The sequence below is a fragment of the Nonomuraea sp. NPDC049480 genome (assembly GCF_044465905.1).
Classification (GTDB): domain Bacteria; phylum Actinomycetota; class Actinomycetes; order Streptosporangiales; family Streptosporangiaceae; genus Nonomuraea.
Genome location: NZ_JBITMD010000012.1, coordinates 236,739 through 250,204, shown reverse-complemented (window position 1 = coordinate 250,204; position 13,466 = coordinate 236,739). Strand labels below are relative to the sequence as shown.

Here is a 13,466-nt window from a genome sequence, read left to right as displayed (position 1 = left end):
TCCGTATCCAGGGCTTGAGCGGAAAAGAGTCTAGTGGCGTCGGCCCACCGGGCCCGAATCCCGCCTTCGAGGCCTTCTAAGCAGACGTGGCGAAGTCGGGCGTGCCGGTGGGCACGGTAAATCGAAACTCCGCCCCGCCTTCGGGCGCCCGCTGCACGGTGATCGTGCCACCGTGTGCCTCGACCAGGCCCTTCACGATGAACAGGCCGAGCCCCGTGCCGCCGCGCCTGCGGCTGTTGCCGCCCCGCCAGAACTGCCTGAAGACGCGCGGAGCCAGCTCGGGCTCGATGCCCTCGCCCTCATCGCGCACCGACACGGCAACTCCCCATCCGACAGACTCGATCTCGATTGTCACAATGCCGCGCCCGTGGCGCAGCGCATTTTCCACCAGGTTACCCAGAATCTGGTCGATTTTGTCCTGGTCGAGCCACATCTCCGGCAGGTCGTCGTCCACGATCAGCCGGAAGCGGTCCTCCGCCTCACCGGCCGCCACCCGGCCCGCGATGAGCCTGTGCACCCTGGCGGGCACGTCGACGACCTGGCGGCGCACCTCCAGCCGCCCGGACTCGATGCGCGAGACGTCGAGCAGCTCGGTGATGAGCCGCGTGACGCGGTCGGCGTCGTTGTTGACCGTCTCGAGCATCACGCGTTTCTGCTCGTCGGTGAAGCGGCTCCACTTGGCCAGCAGGGTCGCGGTGAACCCCTTGACGCTGGTCAGCGGTGAGCGCAGCTCGTGGGCCACGGTGGAGACCAGGTCGGCGCGGCTGCGCTCCAGCCGGGCGCGGGCGCCGCCGTGGCGCAGGGTGATCGTCACCCGCTCGACCTCGCCGCCGCGCTCGGGCTCGCGTACGAGCCTGGCGGCGACGTAGAGCTCCTGGCCGCCCGGCAGGTGCAGCGGACGCTCCGGCACCCGGCTCCTCGAGCGCAGCCCGCCCTCGGGGTCGAGCGCCTTCCACCAGTCGCGCCCGTCGTGGTCGCGGAAGGGGAACACGTCGTTCATGTGCCGCCCGACCGCGCGCTCCATGGCGACTCCGGTGAGCCGGGCCGCGGCCCGGTTGACGGACAACACGCAGCCATATCGGTCGGTCACGATGAGGCCGTCAGGAAGGTCGTCGATGGCTATCGTGCACGCGGCGGCCACTACTTGCCCGTCGGTTTCTGCGCCGTGCACGACCCCGCCTCCTCCGCCTACAACGCCGACAATAGCGGGTTTCCCGCCGCCTAGGACACTCGCTGCGCCCTAGCGGAGGAGTAAAGGCATACCGCCGCCGCGGTGGCCAGGTTGAGGCTTTCAGCCTGTCCGTAGATGGGCACTCTGACCACATCATCCGCGTCGGCGAGTAGCTCCTCCGGCAGTCCCCAGGCCTCATTCCCGAAGATCCACGCGGTCGGACCCGACAGGTCGACGTCGTCGAGCGTGTGCTTGCCCGCGCCGTCGGCCGCCAGCACGCGCAAACCCCGCTCCTTCAGTTGACGCACGGCGGCGCCCGCCGGTGCACCGACGACGACGGGCAAATGGAAGAGACTGCCGGCGCTGGCGCGTACGCACTTGCCGTTGTACGGGTCCACGGAGGCGTCGGTGAAGACCACCGCGTCCGCCCCGGCGGCGTCGGCGGCGCGCAGAACGGTGCCGGCGTTGCCCGGGTCGCGCACATGTGCCAGCACCGCGACCAGGCGCGGCTCCTTCAGCGCCGCCTCCAGGGGGACGTGCACGAGCGTGCAGATCGCCACCAGCCCCTGCGGGGTCACGGTCTGCGACAGCTCGGCCATGACCTCTCCGCTGGCGCGGTGCACGGGCACGTCCCTGAGCGTGGCCTCGGTGATCAGCTCGGGGTGGCGCAGCTCTGCCTCGGCCGTGCTGAACAGCTCCAGGACGACGCCGTCGAGCCTGAGCGCCTCACGGACCGCCTGCGGGCCCTCGGCCAGGAACTTGCGGTCCTGCTCCCTGAAGGCCCGCTTGGTGAGCCGCCTGGCGGCCTTCACCCGCGGCGACTTCACGTTGGTCAGCTCGGACCCGGCCATGCTCTCCCCCTCGTCGTGCAGCGGTCCGCCGCAGGCAGTGATCTCCGCGCCCGCGCCGGCCGCCTCCTGGTCGTACGGCGGGGCCGCGGTCAGCGGTTCACCTGCGTAGCGGCCGCTGTACGTATAGCAAAGGGCCCACCGTCATCGGTGGGCCCCTCATTTACGGCAATCGCTTCAGCTCGCGGCCGGAGCGTTCACGTTCGCCGGAAGCGCCTTCTTGGCGGCCTCGACGAGCGTGGCAAAGGTCTGGCTGTCATTCACCGCGAGATCGGCGAGGATCTTGCGGTCGACCTCGATGTTGGCCAGGCGCAGACCCTGGATCAGGCGGTTGTACGTCATGCCGTTCTGACGGGCCGCGGCGTTGATCCGCTGGATCCACAGGCGGCGGAAGGCCCCCTTGCGGTCCTTGCGGTCCCGGTAGGCGTACGTCATCGAGTGGAGCATCTGCTCCTTGGCCTTGCGGTACAGACGCGACCGCTGGCCACGGTAACCGCTCGCCCTCTCGAGGACGACCCTGCGCTTCTTCTTGGCGTTGAGCGCCCGCTTCACGCGTGCCATGTTTCTTCTCCCCGGGGAATCGCGCTACTTACTTCGCGAGCAGCTTCTTGATCTTCTTGGTGTCGGCGTCGGAAAGGACGACCTCGTTCTTGAGACGGCGCGTCAGCGTGGACGACTTCCACTCGTTGTAGTGCGCACGGGCGGCACGGCGACGCTTGATCTTGCCGGTGCCGGTGAGCCGGAACCGCTTCTTCGCACCACTGTGCGTCTTCATCTTCGGCATGTCGCCGTCTCTCCTCGTTTCGGTCGTGCCGGTGGCCGGGCCGGTGCTTGGCCGACCCGGTCGCGGCGTCTTTCGTCTGCCGGTGGCTGCTGGGGCGATGTAAGGCTAACCCCAACGGCGGGTCATCCTTCCTGTACGGAAGTCTCCTCGCTGCCACGCTGCGCCTTGGCGGCGGCCTTTTCGGCCTTGGCCTCGGCCTTCTTCTTGTGCGGACCGATCACCATGATCATGTTGCGGCCGTCCTGCTTGGCGTGGGACTCCACGAAGCCGAGCTCCTGGACGTCGTCCGCGAGTCGCTGCAGCAACCGGAAGCCGAGCTCCGGCCGGGACTGCTCGCGTCCGCGGAACATGATCGTGACTTTGACCTTGTCTCCCGCCTTGAGGAACCGCACCACGTGACCCTTCTTGGTCTCGTAGTCGTGCGGGTCGATCTTCGGCCGGAGCTTGATCTCCTTGATGATCGTGTGCGCCTGATTCTTGCGCGCCTCGCGCGCCTTCATCGCGGACTCGTACTTGAACTTGCCGTAGTCCATGAGCTTGCACACGGGCGGTCGAGCCGTGGCCGCGACCTCGACGAGGTCGAGGTCGGCCTCCTGGGCGAGCTTCAGCGCATCGTGAATCGAGACGATGCCTACCTGCTCGCCGTTCGGGCCCACGAGGCGAACCTCGGGAACTCGGATACGCTCGTTGATGCGGGGCTCAGTGCTGATGGGGCCTCCTAGGTTTGCGATCCCTACGTGCTCGTCGTGCCGAGGGCCTCCCGCGTTACCGAACGCGAAAAGCCCCGCACGTCGCGCATGCGGGGCCACTGAGCTCTGTGGCTTTCGTGGCCTCGAGCTCCCCGGAGTAGTCCGGCGTGATCCTGGACCCGGCCACCTTTCGGCGACCCGGGTGGGAGGAGACCTCCGCTTGCGCGTCCAGCAAGGAATGCCGGACCGATCAGAGAGCTACATTACCACAACCACGCGGCTTCCCCGAATCATCCCCGCTGGCCAGATGTCCTGCCGTAGAATTCTGTCCAGGAAAATAGTCAGAAGGGGGTCAGATGGCCGCAGAGCATATCGAAACGACCAAATGGCAACTGCAGGAGGCCAAGCAGCGGTTCAGCGAGGTCGTCCGCCGAGCGCATGACGAAGGGCCGCAGATCGTCATGAGGCACGGGCGGGACGTGGCCGTCATCATCGACATGGAGGAATACCGTCAGCTCAAGGACCAGGGGCCGAAGCCGGACTTCAAAGAGTTCCTGCTCTCCGGTCCTGACCTGAGCGAGCTGGACCTCGCTCGCGACAAGAGCACCGAGATGCGGGACATCGACTTCGAGGGCATCGAATGAGCTACATCCTCGACACCAACGTCGTGTCTGAGATGACCAAGCGCAGCAGCGATGCCAACCTGCAGGCGTGGCTCGACACCATCACCGGGCCGAACCTCTACGTGAGCGTCATGGTGTTCGGCGAGATCCGCAAGGGCGTCGAGCTGCTGCGGCGCCGCGATCCGGCTCGGGCAGGCGGCTACGACAGCTGGCTGGTTCATCTCCAGCGCGAGTTCAAGACCCGGATCCTGCCGGTCACCACCGCCGTGGCCGAGGAATGGGGGCGGCTGCACGCCATACGACCCCTCCCGATCGTCGACGGCCTGATCGCCGCCACCGCGAGCACACATGACTGGATCCTCGTGACCCGCAACGTGAAGGACTTCACCGGGCTCGGCGTGAAAACGATCAACCCGTTCGACTGGCCGCCCGCCTGAGGATCTCCGCTTGACCGGACGTGCGCATGGCCTCGACCGGCACATCCGTCCATCCGGTCATCAACTCGACCTGCCGCACCGCCTGATGCAGCAGCATCGCGAACCCGCCGACCACGACCCCGCCCGCCGCCTTCACGGCCGCCGCGGCGGCGGTCGGCCAGGGCGAGTAGACCACGTCGAAGAGCGCGGGCACCGGGGCCAGCCGGTCGGCGAAGGCGTCGGCCGCGCCGCCCGGCAACGTGGACACCACCAGGTCGACGCCGGTGAGCGCGTCGAGCTTGTCGAACGTCTCCACCGCCAGCGCCACGCCCAGCCGCTCGGCCACCTCGATCGTCTCGCCCGCCCGCGCCGGGTCACGCACCAGCAGGGTCGCCGAGAACAGCCCGAGATCGCGCAGCGCCGCCAGCGTGGAGGCGGCCGTGGCGCCGCCGCCCAGCACCGTGGCCGAGCGCGGCGCCGGCACTCCGGCCTCGGCCAGCGCCTGCTCGATGCCGTAGACGTCGGTGTTGTCGCCGTGCCGCAGCCCGTCGCGGAACACCACCGTGTTCGCCCCGCCGACCTCGACGGCCAGCTCGGACACGGTGTCGAGCAGCGGCAGCACGGCCCGCTTGAGCGGCATGGTCAGCGACAGCCCGGCCCATGCGTCATCGTCGTCCGGCCCCTGCCCGCGCACGGGGGTGAGCTCCCCCAGCAGCCCCGGCAGCCGCGCCTCGTCGCACTCGAACTGCTCGTAGCTCCACCCGTCGAGACCCATCGCCTCGTAGGCGGCCCGATGCAGGTAGGGCGAGAGCGAATGGGCGATGGGCGACCCCAACACAGCGGCCCGCATCCTCACTCCTTCCGACCAGGAAGACCTTATCGCCGTCCGCCCGGCGCGCTGCGCACCCGGGGCGGACGGCGCTTCCCGGCCGGGACGGTCAGCCGCCGCAGCCGCCGTTCTTCTTGCACTCGGCGACCAGCGCCTGGTGCTCGGCATCGGTGTTGGCGAACCTGGTGACGCCGCTCTTGTCGGTGGCCACGAAGTACAGCCAGTCTCCCTTGGCCGGGTTGAGCGCGGCCTCGATGGCGTGGTCTCCGGGGTTGGCGATGGGGCCGGGCGGCAGCCCCTGATACTTGTAGGTGTTGTAGCGGGACTTGGTCTGCAGGTCCGCGGTGGTGGCGAAGGTGCCGTACTTGCCGAGCGCGTACATCACCGTGCTGTCCATCGACAGCGTCATCGGCGGCTTTTGCGCCATCCGGTTGTAGATGACACGGGCGATCTTCGGCATGTCCTCGGCGCGCCCGGCCTCGGCCTGGATGATGCTGGCGATGATCATGATTTGGTGCGGTGTGCGCCCGAGGGCCTTGGCGCCGCCTTCGAGGTCCACGCTCTTGGCGGTCTGGTTGAACCGGTCGACCATCATCGCGAGCATCTGCGACGCAGTGGTCTTGGGCTGGAACTCGTACGTGGCGGGGAAGGCGTAGCCCTCCAGCTTGCCCTTGGCGTACGACGGCAGCTCCAGGCCGCCGGCCTTCTTGGCCGCCGCGAGGAATTCCTTCTCCGGCTTGCCGGTCTCCTTGGCGAGCGTCTTGAGGGTGTCCGACAGACGCAGGCCCTCCCGGAGGGTCACCTTGGCGAGCAGCCGGTTCTCCGGGGTGAGCATCGACACGGCGGCGGCCGCCGACATGTTCTTGCGCAGCTTGTACGACCCGGGCTGCAGCGAGGCGCTCTTGTTCGCGTTGCCGATCGCGTTGGTGAACGCCCTGGCGCTGGCGACGACCCCCTGCCGCTCCAACTCCTGCGCCACCTCCGACGCGCTCTGGCCCGCCTTGATCTCGATGACGACCTCGCCGGTGCCCTGACCGGTGTAGTCGTCGGGCACGAGGGCGTCACTGAGCCAGAGGTAGCCGTAGTATCCGCCGCCGCCGATGATGCCCGCCAGTACGACGAAGGCGAGCAGCGGCGCTACGAATCCGCCCCGGTTGCGGCGGCGTCGCCTGCGGTTGCCGCCGCGCCTGCTGGAGCCTCGGGTGCGGCGCCGGGGTTGACCTTCGTCGTCCTCGGCGCCGAGCAGCGTGTTCAGATCGAGATCATTCATAGGTTCGCTGGCCAATCTCCCGGTACAGCCGGCCGGGAGTCAAGCGGAAGTGCCCAACCGGCAGGGGTACCGAGCGGAACGGGGGAAGCCACCGGTCATGCTCCCATGATCGGCGGGGATCACTCTGAGTAGCCATGCTATGGGACGAGAAGAGGACGCATGCCCCGTTCTGAGGCTTTTGCGTGGAGAGAGAAGCGGTCCCGTCGGACATCAGCTCGCCCCGAGGTTCTTGTTCAACTCTTCCCGGTATCTCACGAACTCGCTCTCTTTGTTGGTGAATTTGGTGATTCTATGCGCCGGATCCGTCGTTACAAACCAGTGCCAATCGCCCTTGGCCGGGTGCAAGGCCGCTATCAGCGCCTTTTCCCCGGGATTGGCGATGGGCCCCGGCGGCAGTCCCTTGTGGCGATAGGTGTTGTAAGGATGGTCCACCCTAGTGTCGCTCTCCGTGACCCTCAACGTCCGCCGGTTCTGCGCATACAGGACGGTGCTGTCGATCTCGAGCGGGGTGCCCCGCTCGAGACGGTTGTAGATCACCCTAGCGATCTTGGGATAGTCCTCGTCGGTGCCGCCCTCGGCCTGGATCAGGCTGGCCACCGTGACGGCCTCCAGCGGCGTCAGGTGTACGCGTGCCGCCTCCTCCTCCAGCCGCACCTTCCTGGCCGCGACGCCGAACCGCTCGACCATCGCGGCGAGCACGTCCACGGCGGTGTCGCCCGGCTCGATCTCGTACGTGGCGGGGAAGAGGAATCCTTCGAGGCCGGGGGCGTACTTGGGCAGGCCGACCAGGGCCTTGTCGACGCTCTGGAGCTCCTTGAGCGGCAGCCCGGCACGCTCGGCGAGACGGCTCAGAACCTCGCTCGTCCGCATGCCCTCGGGCACGGTGACGCGCCGCACGACCCGGGAGGCGGAGCTGAGCAGCAGGTCCAGCGCCGCGCTCGCGGCCATGCCCTTGCGCAGGCGGTAGTGGCCCGGCCGCAGCCGGTCGGCCACCGCGCGGTCCTCGGTCGCACGGACGAACGACTGCGTGCTCGCCACGACCCCGGCCTCGGCCAGCGCCGACCCGATGGCCTCGGCAGTGGAGCCGGGCGCGATCCTGACCGTCACCGCGCCGCTGCCGGTCCCTTCGAAGTCGGCGGGGCTGAGGTAGGGCTTGAGCACCGCGACCGCCCCCGCGCCCAAGGCCACCAGGGACGCGACCAGGCCCGCGGACACCAGGCCGGCCTTACGCAGTGCCCGCCGCCTCCCCCCGGGCAGCGGGTTGACGCCCGCCTCGGCATCGCCGCCGGCCGGAAAGCGATCGCCCCCCTCGTCCGGCCCCTGGTTCCCACCTTCGGGGTGACGCCGGCCGCCCTCGGTCTGAGGCCGGCTCCCACCTTCGGCCTGACGCCGATCTCCTCCGGCCTCACTCCGGTTCCCCTGCTCGGACTGACGCGAGCCGCCGTTCTCACTCCGGTTCCCGTGCTCGGACTGACGCGAGCCGCCGTCCTCGGCCTGGAGCGGGCCGGCATCCTCCGGCTGTAGCGCAGCGCCGGCCCCGGGCTGGAGCGGGCTGCCGCCCTCGGGTCGCAGCCGGCCGCCGCCCTCAAGCGGAGGCCGATCGCTGTCCTGCGCCTCGGGCTCATCGGCCGCCGCACCGGCACTGGGTTCGGGCTCCGGGTCACCGGATTGGAACGGGATCACGTCGCCGATGTCATCCTCGTCCTCTGGCGTGCCGTTCGGCGGCTCATTCGGCGTGCCGCTCACACGACCACCCCGCCAGTCACCGTCCGGCCCCTCCGGCGCGCCGCCACGCTCCCACGCCCGGCCAGCCGGTCTCGAGCCACCCACGCGCTCCCACGCGCGCCCGGCCCGCTCGCCCTCGACGCCACGCGCTCATGCCGCCCGGACAAGCCTCCGGGCGGTATCACGCGCTCGTGTCCGGCGAACCGGCGCACAACCCACGTCATGCCTGCGCGCCCGGCCGCCCAACTCGCACTCCGGGCCACGCACCCGCGCCGACCCGACCAGCCTCCGGACAACGCCACGCACCCGCGCCGACCGGACCGGTCGCCGGTCGTCCAGGTGCTCCCCCGCCCCGTGGACCGCCGGCTCATTGGGCAGGTCCGTCGGCCGCTGGGGGCGGTTCGACGGGCCTGCCTGGTGGTCTTTCCGTGGCGCGCTCGGAGTCGAGCGCGTCCTGCAAAAGCACGACCGCCGCCGCCTGATCGACGACACCGCGCTGCTTCTTGGCCTTGACGCCGCTGGCCCGCAGCCCGTGCTGGGCGGCGACCGTGGTCAGTCGCTCGTCGAACAGTCGTACGGGCGTGGGCGCCAGCCGGGCCGCAAGGTCGGCGGCGAACCGGCGGGCCAGCTCGGCCGCCCGCCCCTCGCGTCCCGACATCGAAGTGGGCAGTCCCACCACGACCTCGATCGCCTCGTGCTCGGCGACGATCGCGGCGATGCGGTCGAGGTCGCCCTTGCCCCGTTTGACGGTCTCGACCGGCGTGGCCAGCAGCCCCGAGGGGTCGCTGCGGGCCACGCCGACACGCACGGAGCCGACGTCCACGCCTATCCGTGAACCGAACCTCATGTCAGCCGAGCTGCCCCGTGATGGTCTCTTCGACCATGCGCAGCGCGTCGCCGATCGCCTCCGGTCGTGAGCCGCCGCCTTGCGCGACATCATCCTTGCCGCCACCGCCACCCCCAAGCGCCTTGGCGGCGACGCCGACCAGCTGTCCGGCCTTGAGCCCCCGCTCGCGCCCCGCCTCGTTGACCGTGGCAACCACTACGGGCCGGTCGGAGGGGACACCGGCGATCACGATGACCGCCGGCCGGTCGGCCGGGAATCTGCCACGCACATCAAGCGCGAGCTTACGCAGATCATCGGCGCCGGTGCCATCAGGCGCGCGGTGTGTCACGACGGAGACGCCCTGCTGGTCGCGAGCCTGCGACACGAGATCGCCCGCCACCTCGAGCACCTGGGCCGAGCGGAGCTTCTCCAGCTCCTTCTCCGCCGTGCGCAGCCGGGTGACGATGCCGTCGATGCGCTCGGGCAGCTCCTCGCGGCGCGCCTTGAGCTGCTCGGTGAGCTGCGCCACCAGCACGCTCTCGCGCGCCAGGAAGCGGAAGGCGTCGATGCCGACGAGCGCCTCGACGCGGCGCACGCCAGCGCCGACCGACTGCTCGCCCAGCACCTTGACCAGGCCGAGCTGGCCGGAGCTGTGCACGTGGGTGCCACCGCACAGCTCGCGCGAGTAGTCGCCGATCTCGACCACGCGGACCTCGTCGCCGTACTTCTCGCCGAACATCGCCAGCGCGCCCATCGCCCTCGCCTCGGCCTGCGAGGTGTAGAAGGCGTTGACCTTGAGGTCGTTGATGAGCACCGCGTTGACCTCGTCCTCGACGTCGCGCATCACGCTCGGCGGCACCGCGCCCGCCGCGGTGAAGTCGAAGCGGAAGCGGCCGGGCGAGTTTTCGGAGCCGGCCTGGGCCGCGCTCTCGCCGAGCGCGTTCTTGAAGCCGCGGTGGACGAGGTGAGTGGCGCTGTGGCTGCGCGAGATCGCGCGGCGGCGCTCGATGTCGATCTCCGCCTGCGCCTCGTCACCGACCTTCAGCTCGCCACCGCGGATCTTGCCGCGGTGCACGACGAGTCCCGCCAGCGGGGACTGCACGTCGACGATCTCGACCTCGGCGCCGCCGGTGCGGATCACGCCCTGGTCGGCGAGCTGGCCGCCGCCCTCGGCGTAGAACGGGGTGCGCCCGAGCACGACCTCCACGGTCGTGCCCGCACCCGCCGCCGGAACGGACACGCCGTCCACGAGGATGCCGAACACGCTCGTGTCGGCCTCGGTCTGGTCGTAGCCGAGGAACTCGACCTTGCCCGCCGCCTCCAGCAGGTGCCCGAAGACGGAGATGTCGGCGTTGCCGGTCTTCTTCGCCGCGGCGTCGGCCTTGGCCCGCTGCCGCTGCTCCTTCATGAGCCGGCGGAAGCCCTCCTCGTCGACCTTGAGCCCCTGCTCGGCCGCCATCTCCAGCGTCAGGTCGATCGGGAAGCCGTAGGTGTCGTGCAGTTGGAACGCCTGCGCGCCCGCCAGCGTGGTGCCGGACTTGCGCTTGGTCTCCTCCACGGCCACGTCGAAGATCGCGGTGCCGGTGCGGAGCGTGCCCAGGAACGACGCCTCCTCGGCGTCGATGACCCCGTGGATCTGCGGCGCGTCCACCTTGAGCTGGGGGTATTGCTCGCCCATCACGTTGATCGCGACGTCGGTCAGGTCGTGCATGTAGCGGTCGTCGCCGGAGCCGAGCAGGCGCAGGTTGCGGATGCTCCTGCGCAGGATGCGGCGCAGGACGTAGCCGCGGCCCTCGTTGCTGGGCATGACGCCGTCGGCGACGAGCATGGTGCCGGTGCGCACGTGGTCGGCGATCACCCGCAGGCTGACGTCGGCGCGGTGGTCGCGGCCGTAGCGGGTCTTGGTGAGCTCCGCCGCCCGGTCGAGGATCTTGTAGGTGGTGTCGATCTCGTAGATGTTGTCGACGCCCTGCAGGATCGCCGCCATGCGCTCCAGGCCCATGCCGGTGTCGATGTTTCTGGCCGGCAGCTCCCCTGCGACGTCGAAGTCCACCTTGGTGCGGACCGCGCTGAGCTGGTATTGCATGAAGACGAGGTTCCACACCTCGAGGTAGCGATCCTCGTCGGCGACGGGGCCGCCCTCCTTGCCGTATTCGGCGCCGCGGTCGTAGTAGATCTCCGAGCAGGGGCCGCCGGGACCGGGCACGCCCATGTGCCAGTAGTTGTCCTCCAGGCCGCGCCGCTGGATGCGCTCCTCGGGCAGGCCGACGCGGTTGCGCCAGATGTCGAACGCCTCGTCGTCGTCGAGGTAGACCGTCGCCCACAGCCGGTCCTCGGGGAAGCCGAAGCCGCCGTCGGACTCGGAGCGGGTGAGCAGCTCCCACGCGAACGGGATCGCCTCGGGCTTGAAGTAGTCGCCGATGGAGAAGTTGCCCAGCATCTGGAAGAACGTCGCGTGCCGGGTCGTCTTGCCGACCTCTTCGATGTCGGGGGTGCGCACACACTTCTGCGCGGTGGCCAGCCGGGGCGCCGGAGGCGTGCGCTGCCCCAGGAAGTACGGCTTGAACGGCGCCATACCGGCATTGACCAGGAGAAGCGTTGGGTCCTCAGCGATCAGGCTGGCCGAGGGCACGACCTTGTGCCCACGCTCCTCGAAGAAGCGCAGGAAGCGGCGGGCGATCTCTGCCGACTCCATGTTGGCCATCCTTTGCGTTAGTCAGTTGTTGTCTTCAGCGTTGTCGAGCCCGAAGCGCGCCCGCAACTCGGTTTCCCGCTCGGCGGCCTCGCCGAGCGCGTCAGAGGTAAAGTCTCTCACCCGCCGGAGCATGCCCGCCGCACCGTCGGCGGTCCTGTGGATGACGTGGTTGGGGTGGAGCGCCTGCAACCTGCGCATCACCCAGAAGGCGAGGAACGCGCCGAGCGACAGGTAGAACAGCCTTCTGATCATCTCGTCCGCCTCGGCTGCCTGGGCCTGGGCCTGGCCGGCCGGCGGGCCTCGATGGCCCGCCGCACGCCGTAACCCAGCGACGACACCTTGATCAGCGGCCCGGTGAAGATGGTCTGCGTGACCGCGCTGAGCTTGGCCGCGTGACCGCTGACCTGCTTGACGTCCTTGGCGATGGCCTCGACGGCGATCAGCTGCCTGTTGGTCTCGTTGACCGTGACGCTCATGTCCTCGAGCAGCGGCGTCAGGCGGTTGTTCAGGTCGGAGACCGCCTTGGTGGTCTCCGTGAGCAGCCGGGCGAGCTTGACGAGCACCATGGCGAGAACGCAGACCAGGACTATCCAGCCCGTGGCGGCGATCAGCCCGGCGACCTCTCCAGCGGTAAGCATCCGCTCATCTCCCTCGTACGCTGGGCCGGAACGGCAAGACCCTATCGCGTTCGAAGGACAAGGTTAGTGAGGTCGGCGAGCCGTTATCAGGCCGCCACGTCGGCACCGCGCACTTCCGTGGCCGCCCGCATGAGGCCGCGGGCCGCCCTGATCTCGGGCGCGACCAGCCGTTCCGGCATGGCGCCGGCCGCCGCGCGCAGGGCCTTGAGCGCCGTGTCGGCCGCGAATTCCGCGGCGCTGTTGCCGCGGCAGCCGTACATCTCTTTGGCCCACGCGGGCAGCGTCGCGAAGGCGAGCGCGCCGGCGGCGGGCAGTGAGCCGAGCGCGAGCGGCGGCGCGAGGAACGCCAGCCGGAACGACAGCCGGGGGCTGACGCTGCGGCGCAGCGCGTCGCGGGCCTCGTCGGTGGCGGACAGGTAGGGGCGCATGCCGTCGAGGTGGTCGCGCAGTTCCCCCACGTCGCCGGGAACGTCGCGCAGGCCGACGAGGCGGGCGCTGCGCCGCTGCTCGGCCACGTACGCGTCCGCCTCGGCGCCGGTCAGCGGCACGCCGGCGCGCTGGGCGATCTCCAGGTGCGAGGCGGTCTCCACGCAGTGGACCCAGCGCAGGTTCTCCTCGTCGTCCACGCGGAACAGCGTGCCGGTGTCGGTGTCGAGGCCGATGAGGCGGGCGTGCACCCGGCGTACCCGCTCGGCTGCCTGCTCGGCCTGCTCGTGGGTGCCGAAGGTGCGTACGGTGACGAACTCGAGCTGGCGCCGCAGCCGCTCGCGGGCCACCTCGGGGTCGTCCAGCAGGCAGTTCTGGGTGATGCCGCGGAGGGTGCGGGGATGCAGTGCCTGCAGCTGGAAGGCGCGCAGCACGGCGGGCCAGCCGAGGGACTCGGTGTGGATTCTCCAGGTGATCGACTGGGGGCCGAACAGGCCGCCGCCGGGGGTAACAGTCGCCTTCACAC

15 protein-coding genes are annotated in these 13,466 nt (G+C 69.7%); 2 read left to right on the top strand and 13 right to left on the bottom strand.

From position 1 onward, the window contains the following. Positions 1 to 76: 76 nt before the first annotated feature. From ACIBX3_RS32395 to infC, 5 genes are all read right to left on the bottom strand, one after another. Positions 77 to 1,171 carry an ATP-binding protein gene (locus ACIBX3_RS32395; protein ID WP_397123610.1) on the bottom strand — a complete coding sequence of 365 codons (1,095 nt, stop codon included), beginning with the start codon at positions 1,169 to 1,171 and terminating at the stop codon, positions 77 to 79. Between the two features lie 50 nt (positions 1,172 to 1,221). Then, entirely contained in the window at positions 1,222 to 2,022 is an 801-nt protein-coding gene (locus ACIBX3_RS32390) for a TrmH family RNA methyltransferase (RefSeq protein WP_397123608.1), read from the bottom strand. 174 nt (positions 2,023 to 2,196) lie between these two features. Next, positions 2,197 to 2,580: a 50S ribosomal protein L20 gene (rplT, locus tag ACIBX3_RS32385; protein ID WP_043622113.1), complete on the bottom strand. Its 384-nt coding sequence runs from the start codon at positions 2,578 to 2,580 to the stop codon at positions 2,197 to 2,199. A gap of 28 nt (positions 2,581 to 2,608) precedes the next feature. Beyond that, positions 2,609 to 2,803, bottom strand: a complete 195-nt coding sequence (rpmI, locus tag ACIBX3_RS32380) for a 50S ribosomal protein L35 (protein ID WP_397123606.1) — start codon at positions 2,801 to 2,803, stop codon at positions 2,609 to 2,611. Between the two features lie 122 nt (positions 2,804 to 2,925). Next, on the bottom strand, positions 2,926 to 3,513 hold the full coding sequence (gene infC / locus ACIBX3_RS32375) for a translation initiation factor IF-3 (RefSeq protein WP_342779225.1): 588 nt from the start codon (positions 3,511 to 3,513) through the stop codon (positions 2,926 to 2,928). 335 nt (positions 3,514 to 3,848) lie between these two features. Here infC and ACIBX3_RS32370 point away from each other — a divergent pair, with 335 nt between their 5' ends. Next, positions 3,849 to 4,136: a type II toxin-antitoxin system Phd/YefM family antitoxin gene (locus ACIBX3_RS32370; RefSeq protein WP_397123604.1), complete on the top strand. Its 288-nt coding sequence runs from the start codon at positions 3,849 to 3,851 to the stop codon at positions 4,134 to 4,136. Next, positions 4,133 to 4,552 (top strand): type II toxin-antitoxin system VapC family toxin, encoded by a 420-nt coding sequence (locus ACIBX3_RS32365; protein WP_397123602.1) that lies wholly within the window; start codon positions 4,133 to 4,135, stop codon positions 4,550 to 4,552. Before ACIBX3_RS32370 ends, ACIBX3_RS32365 begins: the two co-directional genes overlap by 4 nt. Here the strand turns inward: ACIBX3_RS32365 and ACIBX3_RS32360 are convergent. From ACIBX3_RS32360 to ACIBX3_RS32325, 8 genes are all read right to left on the bottom strand, one after another. Beyond that, positions 4,524 to 5,381: a shikimate dehydrogenase gene (locus ACIBX3_RS32360; RefSeq protein WP_397123600.1), complete on the bottom strand. Its 858-nt coding sequence runs from the start codon at positions 5,379 to 5,381 to the stop codon at positions 4,524 to 4,526. The two genes, ACIBX3_RS32365 and ACIBX3_RS32360, sit on opposite strands and share 29 nt — an antisense overlap. A gap of 88 nt (positions 5,382 to 5,469) precedes the next feature. Continuing rightward, entirely contained in the window at positions 5,470 to 6,630 is a 1,161-nt protein-coding gene (gene mltG, locus ACIBX3_RS32355) for an endolytic transglycosylase MltG (RefSeq protein WP_397123598.1), read from the bottom strand. 210 nt (positions 6,631 to 6,840) lie between these two features. Beyond that, entirely contained in the window at positions 6,841 to 8,376 is a 1,536-nt protein-coding gene (gene mltG / locus ACIBX3_RS32350; protein ID WP_397123596.1) for an endolytic transglycosylase MltG, read from the bottom strand. A gap of 346 nt (positions 8,377 to 8,722) precedes the next feature. Continuing rightward, positions 8,723 to 9,202: a Holliday junction resolvase RuvX gene (gene ruvX / locus ACIBX3_RS32345; protein WP_397123594.1), complete on the bottom strand. Its 480-nt coding sequence runs from the start codon at positions 9,200 to 9,202 to the stop codon at positions 8,723 to 8,725. A gap of 1 nt (position 9,203) precedes the next feature. Further along, the gene (gene alaS, locus ACIBX3_RS32340) at positions 9,204 to 11,876 is read right to left on the bottom strand and encodes an alanine--tRNA ligase (RefSeq protein ID WP_397123592.1); all 2,673 of its coding nucleotides are present in this window, start codon (positions 11,874 to 11,876) and stop codon (positions 9,204 to 9,206) included. 21 nt (positions 11,877 to 11,897) lie between these two features. Next, on the bottom strand, positions 11,898 to 12,128 hold the full coding sequence (locus tag ACIBX3_RS32335; RefSeq protein ID WP_397123590.1) for a hypothetical protein: 231 nt from the start codon (positions 12,126 to 12,128) through the stop codon (positions 11,898 to 11,900). After that, positions 12,125 to 12,514 carry a DUF948 domain-containing protein gene (locus ACIBX3_RS32330; RefSeq protein WP_397123588.1) on the bottom strand — a complete coding sequence of 130 codons (390 nt, stop codon included), beginning with the start codon at positions 12,512 to 12,514 and terminating at the stop codon, positions 12,125 to 12,127. The genes ACIBX3_RS32335 and ACIBX3_RS32330 overlap by 4 nt, the downstream gene beginning before the upstream one ends. An 86-nt stretch (positions 12,515 to 12,600) precedes the next feature. Further along, entirely contained in the window at positions 12,601 to 13,464 is an 864-nt protein-coding gene (locus ACIBX3_RS32325) for an oxygenase MpaB family protein (protein WP_397123586.1), read from the bottom strand. Positions 13,465 to 13,466: the final 2 nt, after the last annotated feature.

What these genes read in the sequence shown, in the direction of transcription:
- ACIBX3_RS32370 (WP_397123604.1), top strand. Translation starts at nt 3,849, where the DNA reads ATGGCCGCAGAGCATATCGAAACGACCAAATGGCAACTGCAGGAGGCC.
- alaS (WP_397123592.1), bottom strand. Translation starts at nt 11,876, where the DNA reads ATGGAGTCGGCAGAGATCGCCCGCCGCTTCCTGCGCTTCTTCGAGGAG.
- rpmI (WP_397123606.1), bottom strand. Translation starts at nt 2,803, where the DNA reads ATGCCGAAGATGAAGACGCACAGTGGTGCGAAGAAGCGGTTCCGGCTC.
- ACIBX3_RS32365 (WP_397123602.1), top strand. Translation starts at nt 4,133, where the DNA reads ATGAGCTACATCCTCGACACCAACGTCGTGTCTGAGATGACCAAGCGC.
- ACIBX3_RS32335 (WP_397123590.1), bottom strand. Translation starts at nt 12,128, where the DNA reads ATGATCAGAAGGCTGTTCTACCTGTCGCTCGGCGCGTTCCTCGCCTTC.
- ACIBX3_RS32390 (WP_397123608.1), bottom strand. Translation starts at nt 2,022, where the DNA reads ATGGCCGGGTCCGAGCTGACCAACGTGAAGTCGCCGCGGGTGAAGGCC.
- rplT (WP_043622113.1), bottom strand. Translation starts at nt 2,580, where the DNA reads ATGGCACGCGTGAAGCGGGCGCTCAACGCCAAGAAGAAGCGCAGGGTC.
- ACIBX3_RS32360 (WP_397123600.1), bottom strand. Translation starts at nt 5,381, where the DNA reads ATGCGGGCCGCTGTGTTGGGGTCGCCCATCGCCCATTCGCTCTCGCCC.
- mltG (WP_397123598.1), bottom strand. Translation starts at nt 6,630, where the DNA reads ATGAATGATCTCGATCTGAACACGCTGCTCGGCGCCGAGGACGACGAA.
- ruvX (WP_397123594.1), bottom strand. Translation starts at nt 9,202, where the DNA reads ATGAGGTTCGGTTCACGGATAGGCGTGGACGTCGGCTCCGTGCGTGTC.
- ACIBX3_RS32330 (WP_397123588.1), bottom strand. Translation starts at nt 12,514, where the DNA reads ATGCTTACCGCTGGAGAGGTCGCCGGGCTGATCGCCGCCACGGGCTGG.